This is a genomic window from Sphingobium sp. GW821-FHT02B05 (genome assembly GCF_059421905.1).
Genome location: NZ_JBWKVW010000002.1, coordinates 456,261 through 474,356 on the forward strand (window position 1 = coordinate 456,261; position 18,096 = coordinate 474,356).

11 protein-coding genes are annotated in these 18,096 nt (G+C 61.8%); 6 read left to right on the top strand and 5 right to left on the bottom strand.

All coding sequences use genetic code 11. The features are described from left to right. Positions 1-12 precede the first annotated feature (12 nt). Entirely contained in the window at positions 13-2,970 is a 2,958-nt protein-coding gene (locus tag AC07UX_RS11725; protein ID WP_495192178.1) for an amidohydrolase family protein, read from the top strand. 298 nt (positions 2,971-3,268) lie between these two features. Here the strand turns inward: AC07UX_RS11725 and AC07UX_RS11730 are convergent, their stop codons facing one another. From AC07UX_RS11730 to AC07UX_RS11740, 3 genes are all read right to left on the bottom strand, one after another. Next, positions 3,269-4,594 carry an NAD(P)/FAD-dependent oxidoreductase gene (locus AC07UX_RS11730; protein ID WP_495192179.1) on the bottom strand — a complete coding sequence of 442 codons (1,326 nt, stop codon included), beginning with the start codon at positions 4,592-4,594 and terminating at the stop codon, positions 3,269-3,271. 95 nt (positions 4,595-4,689) lie between these two features. Then, complete coding sequence (locus AC07UX_RS11735; protein ID WP_495192180.1) at positions 4,690-5,994, bottom strand: carbohydrate porin; 1,305 nt, start codon at positions 5,992-5,994, stop codon at positions 4,690-4,692. A 92-nt stretch (positions 5,995-6,086) separates the two neighbouring features. Beyond that, the gene (locus AC07UX_RS11740) at positions 6,087-8,516 is read right to left on the bottom strand and encodes a glucose/quinate/shikimate family membrane-bound PQQ-dependent dehydrogenase (protein WP_495192181.1); all 2,430 of its coding nucleotides are present in this window, start codon (positions 8,514-8,516) and stop codon (positions 6,087-6,089) included. A gap of 447 nt (positions 8,517-8,963) precedes the next feature. Here AC07UX_RS11740 and AC07UX_RS11745 point away from each other — a divergent pair, with 447 nt between their 5' ends. Then, positions 8,964-9,299, top strand: coding sequence for a DUF6481 family protein (locus AC07UX_RS11745; RefSeq protein ID WP_495192182.1), 336 nt, complete (start codon positions 8,964-8,966; stop codon positions 9,297-9,299). A 155-nt stretch (positions 9,300-9,454) separates the two neighbouring features. Continuing rightward, the gene (locus AC07UX_RS11750) at positions 9,455-10,117 is read left to right on the top strand and encodes a spermidine synthase (RefSeq protein ID WP_495192183.1); all 663 of its coding nucleotides are present in this window, start codon (positions 9,455-9,457) and stop codon (positions 10,115-10,117) included. An 81-nt stretch (positions 10,118-10,198) separates the two neighbouring features. On the opposite strand, the gene AC07UX_RS11755 is transcribed toward AC07UX_RS11750, so the two are convergent. Further along, complete coding sequence (locus tag AC07UX_RS11755; protein WP_495192184.1) at positions 10,199-12,067, bottom strand: DUF885 domain-containing protein; 1,869 nt, start codon at positions 12,065-12,067, stop codon at positions 10,199-10,201. A gap of 110 nt (positions 12,068-12,177) precedes the next feature. Between AC07UX_RS11755 and AC07UX_RS11760 the strand changes: the two genes are divergently transcribed. The 3 genes from AC07UX_RS11760 to AC07UX_RS11770 are packed head-to-tail and all read left to right on the top strand — an operon-like array spanning position 12,178 to position 15,451. Continuing rightward, entirely contained in the window at positions 12,178-13,410 is a 1,233-nt protein-coding gene (locus AC07UX_RS11760) for an FAD-dependent oxidoreductase (RefSeq protein ID WP_495192185.1), read from the top strand. After that, positions 13,407-13,823 carry a thiol-disulfide oxidoreductase DCC family protein gene (locus AC07UX_RS11765; protein WP_495192186.1) on the top strand — a complete coding sequence of 139 codons (417 nt, stop codon included), beginning with the start codon at positions 13,407-13,409 and terminating at the stop codon, positions 13,821-13,823. Before AC07UX_RS11760 ends, AC07UX_RS11765 begins: the two co-directional genes overlap by 4 nt. Beyond that, positions 13,820-15,451: a saccharopine dehydrogenase family protein gene (locus tag AC07UX_RS11770; RefSeq protein ID WP_495192187.1), complete on the top strand. Its 1,632-nt coding sequence runs from the start codon at positions 13,820-13,822 to the stop codon at positions 15,449-15,451. The genes AC07UX_RS11765 and AC07UX_RS11770 overlap by 4 nt, the downstream gene beginning before the upstream one ends. 224 nt (positions 15,452-15,675) lie before the next feature. Here the strand turns inward: AC07UX_RS11770 and AC07UX_RS11775 are convergent, their stop codons facing one another. After that, positions 15,676-18,057, bottom strand: coding sequence for a TonB-dependent receptor (locus tag AC07UX_RS11775; RefSeq protein ID WP_495192188.1), 2,382 nt, complete (start codon positions 18,055-18,057; stop codon positions 15,676-15,678). Positions 18,058-18,096 lie beyond the last annotated feature (39 nt).

Sequence of the window (18,096 nt, forward strand, 5' to 3'; positions counted from 1 at the left end):
AGATCCAAGATCATGAAATCCGCCATCAAACTCCTGTCCCTCGCTCTTTTGTCGGCAAGCGCCACCAGTGCTCTCGCCCAACCCGCGAATTTGCCACCCCCGGGCGGCGAAAAGCCCGTCGCCTTCGACGTGCATGAAGGCACCTCCATGGCCGTGTCGGTATCCCCCGACGGCAAATGGCTGGCGATGGACTTGCAGGGCAGCCTCTGGATCCTACCGGTGAAAGGCGGCAAGGCGACCAGGATCACCGATTATTTCAACGACGCACGTCAGCCTGTCTGGTCGCCCGACGGGTCGCGTCTCGCTTATTTCTCCTATCGCGACGGTGGCTATGATCTCTGGACGATCAAGCTGGACGGTAGCGACATGCAGAAGTTGACCGACGGCGCCTATGACGACCGAGAACCCGCCTGGTCGCCAGATGGTCGAACCATGGCTTTCTCGTCCGACCGCAGCGGCAATTACGACATCTGGACGCTAGACATCGCCAGCGGAGCGATGAAGCAGATCAGCAGCAACGGCCGCGAAGATCGCCTGCCGAGCTGGTCAACCGATGGCGCGCGCATCGCCTATGCCGGCATCGATGGCGCGAAGACCGCGCTTTACGTCGCCACCCTCGCCGATGGACAGGAAAGCCTTCTGAAACAGGTGGAGGGCAAGATCGACGCCCCATCCTTCGGTCCGGACGGCCAACTCGCCTATGTGGTGCAAGACGCGACGGGCAGCCATCTCGACATCGACGGCAAAACCGTCAGCGGCAGCGAAAATGTCTTCCCCTTCCGCGTCAGCTGGGGAAAAGGCGGCACCTATTATTATGTCTCCGACGGCAAGATCCGCAGCAGAAAAGGCGCGGCGCTCTCCACCGTCGATTTTGCCGCCACGCTCGAAGTCATCAAGCCCGCCTATGCTCGCGCCAAACGCGACTGGGACAGCACGGCTCCGCGCAAGGCGCTGGGCATCGTCCATCCCACCCTCTCGCCCGACGGTAGCCGCATTGCCTTTGCCGCGCTCGGCGACCTCTATGTCATGTCGTCCAAGGGCGGCGTACCGGAAAATCTGACGAAGGACGGCGCGCTCGACACCGATCCCGCATGGTCGCCCGACGGCAAGAGCCTCGTCTATACATCCGACAAGGGCGGCGGCCTGCCGCAGCTGTGGATACGCGACCTTGCCACCGGAAAGGATCGCCGCCTCACCGACATCGACACCCAGCCGCTGGGTGCGGCATGGTCGCATGACGGCAAGCGCATCGCCTATATCGACGTCGATGGCCGCTGGGGCGTTGCCGGCGTCTGCATCGTGGACGTCGCCACCGGCAAGATCACCCGATTGCAAGGGTCGCTGGGTCAGCCCGGCAGCCCCAGCTGGTCGCCCGACGGCAAATATGTCGCCATCGCCCTGTCGCACAAATATTCCAACAGCTTCCGCGAAGGCACCAACCAGATCTACATGATCCCGTCCGACGGGGTCGGCAAACCCTTCTGGCAGATTCCGGAAAACAATATGTCGATGGACACGCGCGCGGGCGGCGGCCCGACATGGGCGCCCGATGGCACGAAGATGGCGGCCATCTACGAAGGGCTGCTCAAGATCTGGCCCGTCGCGCCCGATGGCAAGCCGCTCGGCCCGCCGCGCGCCTACACCTCCGACATCAGCTATTTCCCGACATGGGCGGCCGACAACAAGACCATCCTGTTCCAGTCGGCCGATGCGCTGAAATCCATCGACATCGAAACCGGCACGATCACCGACATTCCGGTGGACCTGACCTACCGCATCGCCAATCCGACCGGCCGCACCGTCATCCATGTCAGCAACCTCGTGGACTCGGTCCGCGACGTGACCCAGCATGACAAGGACATCATCGTGGATGGCCACCGCATCGCCGAAATACGCGATCACGATCCGGCGCTGCACAAGGCGGAGCATTTTGTGGACGGCACCGGCCTCACTGCCATTCCTGGCCTGATCGAACATCACAGCCACGCGCAGAAGGATTTCGGCTCCAACCTTGAACGTGCATGGCTGGCCTATGGCATCACCACGGTGCGCGATCCGGGCACGCAGATCTACGACGCAGTAGAGGATCGCGAGGCGGCGGAATCGGGCGTACGCCTGTCGCCGCGCCTCTATGTCGCGGGACCGCTGCTCGAATGGCAGCGCGTCTATTACAAGATGGGCGTCGCCGTTTCCAGTCCCGCCCATCTGGAGCGGGAATTCGTGCGCATGCGCGCGCTCAAATATGACATGATCAAAAGCTATGTCCGCATGCCCGACCTCTATCAGCGTCAGATCGTGCGCGCGGCGCATGACATGGGCATCCCGGTCAGCGGCCATGAGATCTTCCCGGCGGCCTTTACCGGCGTCGATGCGACCGAACATATGGGCGCGACCAGCCGTCGCGGCTATTCCCCAAAACAGGGGCCGCAGGGCATGGCCTATGAGGATGTGATCCAATTGTTCGGCCGCAGCGGCCGCACGCTTACCCCCACGAATTTCGGTGCGATGAATCCCTATCTATCGAAGAATCCGGGTTATCGCGACGATCCGCGTCTGAACCTCTATCCCACCTGGGCGCGCGAGACGATCAGCGGAGCCGATCCGATGGCCGCGATGCTCAAACCCTTGCTGGACGGTCAGTATAAGAGCCTGAAGAAAATGTATGATGCGGGCGCGCTGGTCACGGCGGGTACCGACACGATGATCGCCAACAACCTGCATGCGGAAATATCCTCCTATGTCGATGCGGGCCTGACGCCGTTCCAGGCCCTCCAGACAGCGACCGTCAACTCGGCGAAGGATCTCAATCTGGACGCCGGCACTCTTGAACCGGGCAAGCTCGCAGACATCGTCCTGGTGGATGGCGATCCACGCGAAAATATCGCCAATACCTTCAAGGTGAAAAAGGTGATGGTGAACGGCGTCACCCATGATGTTGACGATATTGTCCGAAGCGGTGTTCGGAAATAGCGGCCGCTGTCATCGCCCCCGCGTTTTGCCTGTCGATAGTAACAGTGAAGGAGGCAAGGAAGCTCCTTGCCGACTTCGACACTGGGACAAATAACCGTTACGGCATATCAGCAGATTGACACGGGACGCTTGCCGCTGACGGCATAGGGTGGCAAGCGCCGCGAAATCGACAAGATTACCGAACTGCCCGGCGAGCGTATCGAGTTCGCCGCGCCGATCATTTTCACCTTGCCCGCATGATAGGCAGGAAGGACGATGGTTTATGCGGCCTTGCCGATGAGGGGCGCCAATCCCCTGCTCAATGCAATTTCAGGCGCGGCCGTACGAAACGATTGATATGACTGACCAGGATCAGCGCTGGACCGCGTATCTTTCCATGTACGGCGAGCAGGTGCATGCGATAGAGCGACATATAGACGAAGCGGGCAAGGCGCCCCTCCACCGCCATGCGTCCTCCCACCAGCTTGCCCATCAGCGATCCGACCGTCGAATAGCGGCTGAGCGATACCAGCGAGCCATGATCCTTATAGACAAAGCTCCGTAACGCTCGCCCCGCCATCAACCGACCCAGATTGTCGAAAACGGTATCCGCCATCTGATGCGCGGCCTGCGCGCGTGGCGGCACCGGCCGATCGGCGCCATCGGGCGTGTAGGACGCGCAATCGCCCATCGCAAAGACCCGATCGTCGGCCAGGCTTTGCAGCGTCGGCCGCACAATGACCTGCCCCGCACGGGACAGCTCCAGATCGTCCAGCCCATCGCGGATCGACGCGGCCTTTACCCCGGCTGCCCAGACCTGAAGATCGGCGGCGACGAAACCGCCATCCCTGGTTTCCATCCCCTCCGGCGTGGAGGCGGTGACGGCGACACCGGCGCGCACCTTGACGCCCAGCACCTCCAGCTCCTCACGCGCGGCGTCGGCCAGTCGATCGGGCAAGGCAGGCAAGATGCGCGGCCCCGCCTCCAGCAAGGTAACGTCGAGCCGCTCGCGATCGAACACTTCAAGCCCGTAATAGCCCAGCGCATCCGCCGCATTATAGAGTTCCGCCGCCAGTTCGACCCCGGTTGCGCCGCCGCCGACGATCGCGATCCGCACCCGCGCATCCGATGCCGGATCGGCCGACATCGCGCGCGATACGCGCAGGCAATGGTCGAGCAACTGGTCGCGGAAACCATCAGCCTGAACGCGGCTATCGAGAAACAGGCAATTGTCCGCAACACCGGGCGTCCCGAAATCGTTGGTTACCGAACCATAGGCCAGCACCAGATAATCATAGCGAACCGAATGGGCGCGTACGACTTCGCGGCCCTTGGGATCGAACACCGGCGCGATGTGGACACGCCGCGCGCTGCGATCGATTCCCTCCAACGTGCCATAGAGGTAGCGATAGCCCCACCGGTGGCAGTGGCTGCGATAACCCACTTCGTCCAGACTGGCGTCGAGCGATCCAGTCGCGACCTCGTGCAGCAATGGCTTCCAGATATGGGTGCGATTGCGGTCGATCAGGATGATGTCATGTCGCTTGCGACCGTAGCGGGCGCCCAGCTTGCGTGCCAGTTCAAGGCCGGCGGCGCCGCCCCCAACGATGACGATCTGGGTCTTCTTGTCAGGGATCACGTGCATTCCTCTATGATCGATAGGCTGATGGATTGATCGCCGACGTGCTGCGTGCCTGCAAGGCAGAATGTCAACAGCTGGAACACAGTCATAAGCCTGGATCAGAATTGCATCTTGACCTGCCCGCCCAGCGCCAGCGCATCATGGTTGCGGCTATAGGTGAAGGCGCCCGGATCAATAATATATTGCAGGTCAGGCCGGATACTCAGCCAGCGACGCAACTGGATGCCATAGCTGAGTTCGATGGCAGTCTCACCCATCGGCAGTGCGGCATAGCCACCGGGCATATCCTGTGCCTCGGTCGCTGTGTGGCGCAGGCGCGGATTGACCTGTGCATGCACGATGCCCAGCGAGATGCTATCCGTATCGCGCCCTGGAAAAGTGCCGATCTTGACCAGCCCGGCCGCATACCAATGGGTGATCTGCGCCGACGACGCCGGATTGGCGGTAAACTGCCCGAAGATCGACAGGCTGCGGCTGCCATTGCCGTCTCGTACTATCATTTGGTCGGCCAGTGCATAGAAACCATAGCGTCCGCGCAGCGTACCGTCCTCGCCCCGCCGGGCCGCGCGCGAACTGTCATAATAGACGCCCAGCTTGTAATGGCCAGGCAGCACGCGGCTGCCCGGCTCGATGCCCGGATCATATTCCATTTCCAGCGGCAGGAGGATGCCGGTCGTGCCGCCCACAAAGGGACGGAAGCCATTGTCCAGGTCGTTGAGCCGAGGATTGACCTGATAAAGGCCCGTGCGCAGCGCGAGATCCGGCCGCAGCCGATAGCGCACCGCCGCACCCCAGCGCGCATTGGGATAATTATACCAGCCGCTATTGCCCGATTCCGACAACGGATGCGCGCAGAATGCAGCGTTGACGAAATTGCAGCCCAACGGCATGCCGCCCAGATCATTGCCCATGGCGAAAAAGCCCAGCCGCAGATTGAACCGGTCATTTGCCAGATTCTGTTCGTAGCTGAATTCGGACAAGCGCGTATTATAGGCCCCCGCAGCCTCCTGAATCGGCAACCGGTTGCCGACGAAATCGGAAGAGAGGCCCACGCCCCGCCGGTCGTTGAAGGTGACATGCACGGTCCCGCCGGTCAGGCCGGCAATCGCGTCCATGTCGAAATCAAAACCCCCGCGCAATTGCTGCGTATAGGCCGTGCCACGGCGCTGGCCGCCATCGACGGCGGCGAAGGTTTCCGACACATAGTCCGCGCGGACCGTGATCCCCGCCTGCTTCAGGCGGGTGCGCAGTCCGCCCCAGTCGCCCGTCAACGTCTCGCGCGGCGGGGTGCGCACCGCGTCCGGTGCAGGCGCCGCATCCTGGGCGAACGCGCCCGCTACCGGCAGGAGCGACAGCAGCCCCGCCACGGTCAGGTGGGCCAGCGGATGAATGATCTGGGCCACAGCCCCTCCCTTCCGCGCGACAATCCGGCGCGCGGCGACATGAATGATGACAATGAGCGGGCGGGGCGGCACCAAGCCACCCCGCCTCTGGTTCAGCGTAATGTGTAGGCGATCACATAATCGCCGCGATCGGGTGACTGGCGCGCACCGCCCGCCGTCACCACCACATATTGCTTGCCGCTTTTGGGCGACTTGTAGCTCATCGGACCGCCTTGGCTGCCGACCGGAAGGCGGGCTTTCCACACTTCCGCCCCGGTCGCCGCGTTGAAGGCCCGCAGGTAGAAATCCTGCGTACCGGCGATGAAGACGAGCCCGCCCTGCGTTGCCAGCGTACCGCCCAGCGTCGGCATGCCGATCGGGATCGGCAGGCCCATGCGAATGCCCATCGGCCCGGTGTCGCGCACGGTACCCACCGGCACCTGCCATTTGACGGCCCGGCTCTTGAGGTCGATCGCGGTCAGAGTGCCATAGGGCGGCGCCTGACAGGGAATGCCGAAGGCCGACAGGAAGCGGTCCTTCACCACCGAATAGGGCGTGCCCTTGAGCGGAACGCTGCCCATGCCGGTATTCACCGCTTCGCCCGCGCTGCCCGACTGGCCCTTCTGCGCTGCGGTCTGCGGGAACATCTGGACCCACAGGCCCAACCGCATATCGTTGATGAAAATAGTGCCGCTGGTTGGATCGGTCGAGATGCCGCCCCAGTTCATGCCACCCAGCGATCCGGGGAAGCTGAGCGATTTGTCGGTGCCCGGCGCGGTGTAGAGCCCGTCATAGCGCATGCCCTTGAAGGCGATACGGCAGAGCAGCTGGTCGAACGGGGTCGCCCCCCACATGTCCGCCTCGGTCAGTGGACCCACGCCGATCTGCGGCATGCCCAGCGACTTGGGCTGGGTCAGCGAATAGGGTTCGCCCGGAATATTGGCGGGTTTCACCGGCACTTCCCTGACGTCGGTCAACGGCTTGCCGGTGGCGCGGTCGAGCACATAGACTTGGCCCGCCTTGGTGCCGAAGACAAGCGCAGGCACCTTGCGTGTCGCATCGACCGGGAAATCGACGAAGCTCGGCTGCATCGGCAGGTCGAAGTCCCACAGATCGTTATGGACCGTCTGGAAATGCCATTTCTCGCGACCGGTGGTGGCATCCAGCGCCAGCATCGACGCACCATATTTCCGATCGAGCGCGCTGCGGGTTACGCCATAAAGATCGACCGAAGCGCTGCCTACCGGCATGAACACGGTGTTCGATGCCGGATCATAGGACATGGCCGCCCAGACATTGGGGGTAGAACGGGCATAGCTCTTGCCCGCCGCCGGCGCCCCGGTGATCGCTGGATTGCCCGGATCAAAGGCCCAGCGCAGCTTGCCGCTGATGACGTCGAAGCCGCGCATGACGCCGCCCGGCATATCGACCTGCACATTGTCGGCGACGCGACCGCCGACCACGACGGTCGTCCCCGCCAGCGTCGGCGCGGAGGTCAGCTGATATTGGGGATCGGGCGCATTGCCGAGGCCGGCCTTCAGGTCGACCCGGCCATTCGTGCCGAAATCGGCGCAGAACTTCCCGGTGTCGGCATCGAGCGCAATCAGTTCGGCATTGACCGTGTTCATCAGGATGCGGCGCTGACAGGCGGCGCCGGCCGGCACGGTTGCCGCTATCACCGGCGTTGCGCCCGGCAGGCTGGGCTGCTGGATCGGCGCGCGGGCGTCGAAATAGGCAAGGCCACGGCAACGCATCCAGACCGATGCCTTGGCATTGACCAGCGTCTTCCATTTCTCGCGGCCGGTATCCGCATCGAGCGCGATAACATTATTATGCGGCGTGCAAACGAACAGCGTATCGCCGACCTGCAACGGCGTATTCTGGTCTTCCGCGCCATTACCGTCGCTGAGCGCAATGTCTCCGGTGCGGTATGTCCAGGCGACCTTCAACTTGTCGACATTGCCGCGGGTGATCTGGTCGAGCGCCACGAAACGGCTGCCGCCATGCGTATTGCCATAGGCGGTCCAGTCCTTCTGCTCTTGCGCCGGATCGACCGGCAGCAGCGCGCCTTCCTGCCCTGCGAACGGAACGGTGGGGTGCGGCACGAACATGGCGGCGGCCCCGGCGACCGACCCCAGGCCGATCAGGCCAGCCACAATCAATGCGGGACGCCAGGCGGGCGCCGAACCGTCCCGACGGCGCATCAGCGGGTAGGACAGAGCGACCACGGTCGCGCCCACGCCCATCGCCAACAGGCGGGAAATCAACGGCCAGAAGCTGAAACCCACTTCCCACAAGGCCCACAAAATGGTGAGCAGGAAGACAGCGCCAAACAGCAACGCCCCGCTTGCTTTGCGCAAAGCGATGAGCACCGCTGCAACGGTCAGCGCGACGCCGGCCACCAGAAAATAAAGGCTCCCGCCCAAGCTGACGAGCCTGATCCCGCCTATTGCGAAAAAAAGGCCCGCGGCGAGGATCACCGTCCCCAACAGAAACAGCCAACCGCGGATCAGCGGTTGGCCGTGCATTTTCGTGCCTGACACGCGGCACCTCCTTTGTCTGTTATAGTCGCCTGATGGTGCCGGTTTGAAGGTCGATGGGACGCCGAGTCGCCAGACCGTCGCGGCCGCGACGCTGTGTACCATCTAGTACATGCGATCGAATTTGCAAGGTCGTTGGGATATTTGCGTGGTGAGCGCCCCCGCAACCGCTATCCACCATCGACTAAATTCTGACGATGGAGCGGAAATCGGAATTCCTGCAAGGACAGAATGTGGGTAAAAAATGCCTGTCGAAGCTACCTTGCCTAACTAGGGTGGCGGTTTAAGCGCAGAAGCGCTATGAGCGGGGCAATTCCCGAAACAGGAACGAGAATGACCGGCACGCGCACCCGGTCCAACCGGGCGGACGGCCCTTTTCTCGCCATTCATGAGGTCGCCTTCTTCCCGCGCCGGTGACCATATCTCAGACAGAAGGATCAAAAGGAATTTATGCGAGGATTTAAAGCACCGGGCTTTCAGGATAGAACCGCCGCAGCCCGTGATGCCAAGCAGAAGGCGCTGGACCAGTTGCGCAACAAACCGCCTGTTGATCCGGCCGAGCAGGCGGAACGCCTGGCAAATCGTCTCGCCAAGGAACAGGCTGCCAGGGAAAGACGCGAAGCCACGGTTCGTGAACGGGAAGCCGCACGGCTGGCCAAACGCGCAGAAGCTATGGAGCAGGCCGCAGCGGTAGCGAAAGCCAATCCCAAAACTGCCACCCTGACCGAAGCCGAGCGAAAGGCCGCTCGTGACGCGCGTTACGCCGCGCGCAAAGCCCGGAAATAACCTATTTAAATAGTCGTTCTAATGGTCCGACGATCTCGCCCGACAAAGGAATATTTCTGAATCAGTTACATAATGCCGATAGGCAGGTAGAGCATGTCGATCCAGTTTCATTCCTTCCGAGCGATAGCGGCCAGGCAGATCTAGCGGCGTCCGGCGTGTTGATCGACACGGCGGATATCCCAAGCGGCGGACAATTGCGTCTTCTGCAATATGGTCACAATTTCTCGATCGAATTCGGGTTTGAGGAGTTGATGGGCAGTTGCGACTATGTGTCGGAAGAAGCCTTGGCGAGAATGACATGCGAACGTCTTTCGAACGCGGACGGTAATGTGTTGATCGGCGGGCTGGGAATGGGCTTCACCTTGGGCGCCGCCTTGGCAGCATGGTCCCCGCAGGCATCGATCATTGTCGTGGAACTGGTGCCGAAAATCGTGACCTGGGCCAAAGGCCAGTTAGCCCACATCTTTCGCGATCACCTCGCCGACCCTCGCGTGGTCGTGGAGATTGCAGATGTGCATGATGTCATCGCAAATTCGACGGATCGTTTCGATGCCATCCTGCTCGACGTGGATAATGGTCCGGACGGGCTGATCCAGATCGAAAATGAACGGCTCTATTCCAGATGGGGGCTGCGTTCTGCCCATTCAGCTCTCAGGCCAGGGGGCATATTGGCGATCTGGTCCGCTTATCCCGCAGCTGGTTTCGATCGCATGCTGGAAGACATCGGCTTTGCTGTAGAGGAACGGAAATTGCCAGCGTTCGTCGACAGCGACGAAGACGTCCATCATATCTGGTTCGCGACAAAAACGCCCCAGTAACGGCGGTTCGAAACAGAAATATTCAACGCACAAGGTCGAGGAAATGCAAACGCCCTCCTCGACCTTGTTGCATTAAGAGCGTCAGGCCGCGCCCGCCTTCCGTTCGGCGATCCAGTTATCGACCACGCGCTCCAGCACGGTCAGCGGCATGCCGCCACCCGCCAATGCGGTGTCATGGAAACTGCGGATGTCGAAGCGTTCACCCAGAGCAAGGCGAGCCTTCTTGCGAAGACGCAGCCACTCATTGTGACCGACCTTGTAGGCGCAGGCCTGGCCCGGCCATGCGCAGTAACGCTCCACCTCGGACGTGGCGCCGCCTTCTGCCCGGCCCGTATTGTCGATGAAATAGCGGATCGCCTGCTCGCGGCTCCAGCCCTTCGAATGAAGCCCGGTATCGACGACCAGCCGCACCGCGCGGAACAACAAACTCTGATAGAAGCCGACTTGACCCAGCGGGTCATTCTCGTACGCGCCAAGCTCGTCGGCAAGTTGTTCGGCATAAAGGCCCCAGCCTTCGGTATAGCTTGAAAAACCAAACAGATTCATCAGCTTGGGCGCCGCTGCGCTTTCCTGCTGCAACGCGATCTGTAGGTGATGCCCCGGAATCGCCTCATGATAGGTCAGCGTCGGCAGACCATATTTGGGCCAGTTGGCCGTATCGGTCAGGTTGATCCAATATATGCCCGGTCGCGTGCCGTCCAGGCTGGGCGGATTATAATAGCCTTGCGCCGCGCCTTCCTGAATCTCGACCGGGACACGTTTGATCTCGACCCCGGACTTGGGCAGATGGCCGAAAGCCTTGGGCAGAAGTTTCTGCATCGCCGCCATCTGATCATTGAGGTGCGCGACGAGTTGAACCTTGGCGGCATCGGTATTGGCATAGACATTGGCAGGGTCCGCGTTCAGCGCGATCATGCGCTCGCCCACCGTTCCCTTGCTGAAGCCCAGCTTCTTGAGCATCTCGTCCGAACGCGCGGTCAGTTCTGCCACCTGTGCCAGGCCGACACGGTGGATATCGTCCGCCGTCATCCGCGTCGTGGTGATATAGTTGAGGCTGTTCGCATAATATTGATCGCCCTGGGGCAGGCGCGCGACCGACGCCTCGTGCCCTGCCTTGGGCAGGGTAGCTTTCAAGGCGTCATTCTGGCGCTGCAAAGCCGGATAGACCCGCTCCGTCACCAATTTCTCGACGCGCGCTCGCCAGTCGCCGGCGATTTTCTGCTCACCCGTACGGCGCACGATCGATCCGACGAGGGGTGAATCGGCGGCCTTCGTGTTCAACATCGCGCCCTGGAGGCCGATGGTTTTCTTGAGGATGAAATCGGGCGGAACAACGCCGATGCCGAAATCTTCCACCATGCGATCGGTCTCCGAGGCCAGCACGTCTGCAAAGTCATTGATGCGCGATACATAGGCCTCGGCATCGGCCGCATTTTTGATGCCGTGCTGATTATCGAGGAAATCGCCCGTGTTGAGATAGGCGCCGCCACCCTGACTGACGCGATAGATTTGCGGCCAGCCACCCTGCCCATAGGGAATGGCGTATGTGCGGATGACCGCATCGAGATTGGCCTCGATCGTGTCGTAATAGATGCCGTCCTGCACGCCCAACGACGCACGGTGGATCTTGCGAAGGTCGGCGCGCGCAGTGCGCGTGCGGGCGCGGTCTTCTTCCTCGCGCTGGCGGGTGGGAATGGTAAGATGCGATTTCAGGGCGGCGCGAGCGCCGGTATCAAGTCCAAAGCTGGTCGCAGCTTCTGGCGAAGCATCGATCTGGGCTTCGAAATATGCGTCCATGAACGCGGACAGGGCCGGGTTGGCCGACCCGGCGGCGGCCTGAGGCACGGGCTTGCGCGCGAACACGGGGCCGGCCGCAAGGATGGCAGCGCCAACTGATGCGGAAGAAAGGAAATGGCGACGGTTGATCATGGTGGCTCCGGATTGTGTCATGGAGCAAGCCTAGGCCATACATCTCGCGAAATCCAACCGGCGCGACACGAAACCTCTTTGTCCCCAATCATCCTATTGGATGGAAGCATTGCCTCGGCTAGACAGCCACGATGCGAAGGCTGGATATTGCGATCGCGGGCTGCGGGCCATGCGGACTGGCAGCGGCGCTGCTGCTTCATCGTGCCGGGCATCATGTGACGCTGTTCGAACGGTTCGATACACCCCGCCCTATCGGTTCCGGTCTGATGATCCAGCCTACGGGCATGGCCGTCCTTTCCAGATTGGGACTGTTGGATGCAGCAATGGCGGGAGGGTCGCGCGTCGATAGGCTATTTGGCAAAGCGGGCGATCGGATCGTCCTGGACGTGCATTATGCGGCCCTGCGCCGCCACGATAGGTTCGGCATTGGCATTCATCGCGCCAGCCTGTTTGCGATCCTGCACGACGCCGTCCTGCGATCGGGCATTGCAGTGCATACCGGGCGCACGCTGACCGGCAGCCTTTTGGCTGGAACGAAGCGCCACTTATGCTTTGCCGGTGGCGAGACGAGCGGTTCCTACGATCTGGTCGTCGATGCGATGGGTACGCGCACGCCGCTGGCACCGCCCACAGGCCAGGATCTGGCCTATGGCGCGCTCTGGGCCAGCCTGGATTGGCCGACGAACGGCGCCGTCGATCCCAACACACTCACACAGCGTTACGAACGCGCCAGTGTCATGGCGGGGGTTCTCCCCATCGGTACGCCGCCTGGGGCAGCAGCGCCCAAGGCTGCTTTCTTCTGGTCGCTGCGTGCGGATCGGCTGGACGACTGGCGCAACGCCGGACTGGCGCCGTGGAAGGCGCAAGTCGCGGCGCTCTGGCCTGAGACCATGCCGTTGCTCGATCAGATTCATCATTCAGATCAACTGACCTTCGCTCGCTACGCGCATCGGACGCTGTCCCGTCCGGCGGAACCGGCGCTGGTCCATATCGGCGATGCCTGGCACTCCGCCAGTCCGCAGCTGGGGCAGGGAGCCAATATGGCGTTGCTGGACGCATGGGCACTCACGATGGGGCTTGCGCAGAAGGATCATGTCGATGACGGCGTCCGGCATGCCATAAGCCTCCGCCGCCGTCACATACGCACCTATCAATGGCTCACTGCGCTGTTTACGCCAGTCTATCAGTCGGACAGCCGCCTGCTACCGTTGGTCCGCGACCGTATCGTGGGCCCATTGTCCAGGTTCTGGCCCGCCACCACCATACAGGCAGCGATGGTGAGCGGGCTGGTGGGCAATCCACTACCGCCTTTGGGACTGGACGCCGACCTGACCATCGGCGCGCCCGTGGCAAACGCCGCATGACGGACGTCCCGAACGACAATGATGGCCCGATCATCGTCTTCGATGCGATGTGCGTCCTCTGCTCCGCCAACGCCGCATTCGTGCTGCGCCACGACCGCGCCGGTCGTTTCCGGCTGGCATCCATGCAGGGTGAAGTTGGGGCCGCGCTCTATCACCAGTTCGGGATCGACCCGGCCAATCCCGACACCCTGATCGTGGTGGAAGACGGTCGCGCCTTGCGCGACAGCGAGGCGGTACTGGCGATATGGGCCGGGTTGGATCGTCCCTGGAATGGGCTGAGCGCATTGCGGATCGTGCCGCGCTGGTTGCGCGATCCGGTCTATCGATGGATCGCGCGCCACCGTTACCGCCTGTTCGGTCAGCGATCGACCTGCTGGATACCGACGGCAGAGCAGGCCAGCCGCATCCTGTGAGCCGTGTATTGATTCTTGGCGGCTATGGCGGCTTTGGCAAACGCATCGCGTCGCGTCTCGCCTCCGCCGGACATCATGTGCTGGTCACCGGACGATCCATCGACAAGGCCCGCGCCTTTTGCGGGAACGCGCCCAGCCTCACCCCTCTGGCCTTTGATCGCAGCCAGATAGCCGCAGCCCTGGCGGAGCATGAGCCAGATATGGTCGTGGATGCTTCCGGCCCGTTTCAGGCGATGGACCACAGCATTCCCAAGGCCTGCATCGCAGCGCGGGTTCACTATATAGACATCGCCGACAGCCGCGATTTCGTATGCGGAATCCGGCCGCTGGACGACGAGGCAAGAGCGGCAAACGTCGTTCTGCTTTCCGGCGCCTCAAGCGTACCGGCGTTATCGGGAGCGGCGGTGCGGCATCTGGCAGATGGTATGGACCGGGTGCGCGCGGTCGAAATGGCCATCAGCGCGTCCAACCAGGCGACGGCGGGTCCGGCGGTATCCGCCGCCATATTGGGCCAGGTCGGTCGACCCATGCGCATCTGGCGCGGTCAGAAATGGGCCAAGGCTTTTGGATGGCAGGATATCCATGCCGCCACGTTCCACTGCGCAGGGGTGGAAGCCATTACAGGACGGCAGATAGCCCTTGTCGATGTACCAGATCTGGCTCTTCTGCCTGAAAGGCTGGAGGGGCGCCCCGCCGTCAGCTTTCGGGCGGGTACCGAGCTCTGGTTCCAAAATTGGGCGCTCTGGCTCATCAGCTGGTTTGTGCGTTGGGGCCTTATCAAGTCGCTCGCGCCGTTCGCACGCTTTCTTCACCCTCTCCAATCTCTCACCCGCTCGATGGGCAGTGATCGCTCCGCAATGATCGTGCGCCTTTTCGGGGATGTAGCCGACCGGAAGGTCGAGCGCCGATGGACATTGATCGCCGACCGGGGCGATGGACCGGAAATACCGACTTTATCCGTGGTGCCCATCGTGGCGCGGATCGTGTCAGGACAGGAAGTTGCAGGTGCGCGCGATGCCGGAGAGGCGCTGACGCTCGCCGATTATGCCGAAGCGTTCGGAAAGCTGGCGATCCATCACGAGGTGCAAGAGCAGCCTGCTCCGCCACCTCTTTATGCGCGGGTCATGGGAGATCGCTTCGCGCAACTCCCTCCCCAAATGCGCGCCATCCATGATGTGTTTCGCGACGGCGGCGCGACGGGAGAAGCGCAGGTGATGGGCGCGTCAAACCTGATCGCGAGATATATTGCACGGATCGTGGGCTTTCCTACACCCGGCCTTCACCAGCTGCACGTCCATTTCCGGGAAATTGATGGCCGCGAAGTCTGGACGCGCGATTTTGGTGGCCGCCGTTTCGAAAGCCATCTCAGCCAGCACGGCAGCTGGCTTGTCGAGCGGTTCGGCCCCTTTCGCTTCGCCTTCGATCTTCCTAGCGACGCCCACGGACTGACCATGATCATGCGACGGTGGTGGATCGGTCCTGTGCCCTTGCCGGCTTGGCTTGCTCCGCGTTCGATCGCGCGGGAATGGGCGCAGGAGGAACGCTTCCATTTCGACGTACCGATCGCATTGCCGCTGATCGGGCGGCTGGTCCATTATCGCGGATGGCTGGCACCGCCCAATATCTGATTGCCATGGCTGGAGGCACGCAATGCGTTTGAGTATCCGGCGACATAGTGGGCGACAGACTTTATCGGTTGTGGAAGAGAGGGCCCTGGAAATCGGTGCGGATAGACCCCATGCCGCGCAGTTGCGAACGCCCATACTCCAAATGAACGGTCCAGGCACATTCTCCTCGGGCAAAGAGGACAGCCGTCCCGAAAGGAACGCCTGCCCTCCCCCCACGGCAACGGTCAGAAGCGCGTACGCAAAGTCACGCCGTAGGTCCGTGGATCGCCCAATGTGCCAGTGATGGAGCCGGTGTTGCCCGCGGACAGGCTTTGATAATAATCCTTGTCGAACAGGTTCCGGCCCCAGAGCTGAAGGTCCAGACTGCCGTCGAGCGCACGTACGCCGATGCGCGCATTGAGCAGGCTATATCCGGGGATCAGCGAGTAACGCGACAGGCTGGCGGTCGTATAGAAATTGGACCGATAGCTATAATCGGCCCCGACATAGACCTGCGCATCCTGACCCAGCGCCCTGCCCACGGCAGCCTTGGCCTCACCGCCAGCCGAGAAAGCCCATTTCGATACGCCCGGCAGGCGATCGCCAGACAGGTCGCACAGCGTCTGCCCGTTCGTCTCGATCGGGCAAGGCGCATTAGGGTAACTGACATATTGCGCGTCCGTATAGGTGCCCGATCCGTAGAGCGACAGCCATGACACAGGCGCAGCGCGCACATCCGCCTCGATGCCGCGCGTCCGGACCTTGCCGACATTGGTGAAGAAGGAGATGTTGTTGCGATCGACATCGACGATCGTCGTCTGATAATCGCTGACATCGGTCCAGAAACCGGCAAGATTGGCGGTCAGCTTGTTTGCCCACCAACTGGTTTTCAGGCCCACTTCATAGCTGTTGATGGTTTCGGGCTTGATGACCGGATCGGCGGCGTAGGCGCCGGTCGTGGTGATATTGGCAAGGTTGAGGCCACCAAATTTGTTGCCCCGGCCGTAAGTGGCATAGAGTAGCGCGTCCGGTGTCATCTTCCATGACAGGGTGGCCTGACCGGACAAGCGACCTTCCTTGGTATGCGCCTCATAATAGTTGGCCGCGCCATAGCGGGCGCGAATGGTCAGGGCGGCTGCCTGTTGCGCCGCGGTCAAACCGCTCAGATCGTCACCAGTGGCTTGCTGGTCGAACCAGCCGCTCTTGGTTTCATAGGTATAGCGCAGTCCAGTGGTCAGGTCGATCGTGGGTGTGATGTGCCAGATCGTCTGTCCGAACGCAGCATAGCTGTTGGTCACCGGCTTGGAGTGGCTGATGATCGTGTAGCCGTTGAGCGCGGCGGCGCCCATCACCGGATCGACGCTCGGCGCCAAGAACCAGGCCGCTGCATCCTGACCATAAGCGTTCAGCGCTTCGGCCTTGATCGATTGCCACAGATAATAGAGGCCGGCGATATAATCGACCTTGCGATCGCCTTCGGATGCGATGCGCAGTTCCTGGCTGAATTGCTGCTGATTATTGCTCTGGTGGAAATCTGTGCCGGCATCCAGGCGCGTGCTGTCGCCATCATTATGCGGATACCAGTCCCAGCGGCGCCAGGATGTAACGGACGTCAGGCTGTGGCCCGGCAGGGTCAGATCCGCAATCGCGGATATGCCACCCTGTCGCATCTTGTAGCGCGGGTTGCCATCGACATCGACGATCCGATCGCCCGGCGCGGCCGTAACCGTCTCCAGACCAAGCCGCGTCGCACGGTCATCATAGTTATTCGCGAAGTTCACGCCATTGTCGTAGCTGCGGATCACCCCTGTCAGCACCGCTGCGGCAGTCTGGGACTTCTGGAACCCGTAATCGCCGATCACGCGCAGCTTGAAATTTTCCGTCGGCGTGAACAGCAATTGGCCGCGCAAGCCAAAATCATGATAATCCTGCGTCTTGCTGCCGTCATAGCGGTTGGAGACATAACCGTCGCGATCGGTCTTCGACACATAAAGGCGCCCGGCCAGCACATCGTCGATCAACGCGCCGCTGGCATAAGCGTGCAACTGGCGGAAATCATAATTGCCATAGCTTATGTCGCCGCCGAATTCGGGGTCGAACGTCGGCGACTTGGTGGTCACGACGACTGCGCCGGCCGACGTATTCTTGCCGAACAACGTACCCTGCGGCCCGCGCAAAACCTCGATCCGCTCGATATCCGCCAGATCGAACACCGCCTGCCCTGGCCGCGCCAGATAGACCTGATCCATATAGACGCCGACCGCCGGCTCCAGCCCATCATTATAGACCGACACATTATTGCCAAGGCCACGGATATTGATGCTGGTGTTGCGCGGATTGGTCACGGTCACCACCAGACTGGGACTAAGCGCCTGAAGATCACGCAGGTTATAGGTTCGGGTCGCCGCCAACTGTTCGCCGCCATAGCTGTTCGCGGCGACTGGGACGTCCTGAATCTTCTCGTTCCGGCGACGCGCGGTGATGATGATCTCGCCGCCACCCACATCGCCATTGTCCGCCGCTGCCGGCACCGATGCAGCATCAGCTGCATGGGCGGTCACGGAAAGGCCGGCGAGCGATAGGGCAGCCAGGACGGCAAGGGACGAGGAATGAAGCAGCGTGGTCATGGAACCCCCAATTTTGGCGACCGGTACGATTGAGTCTTT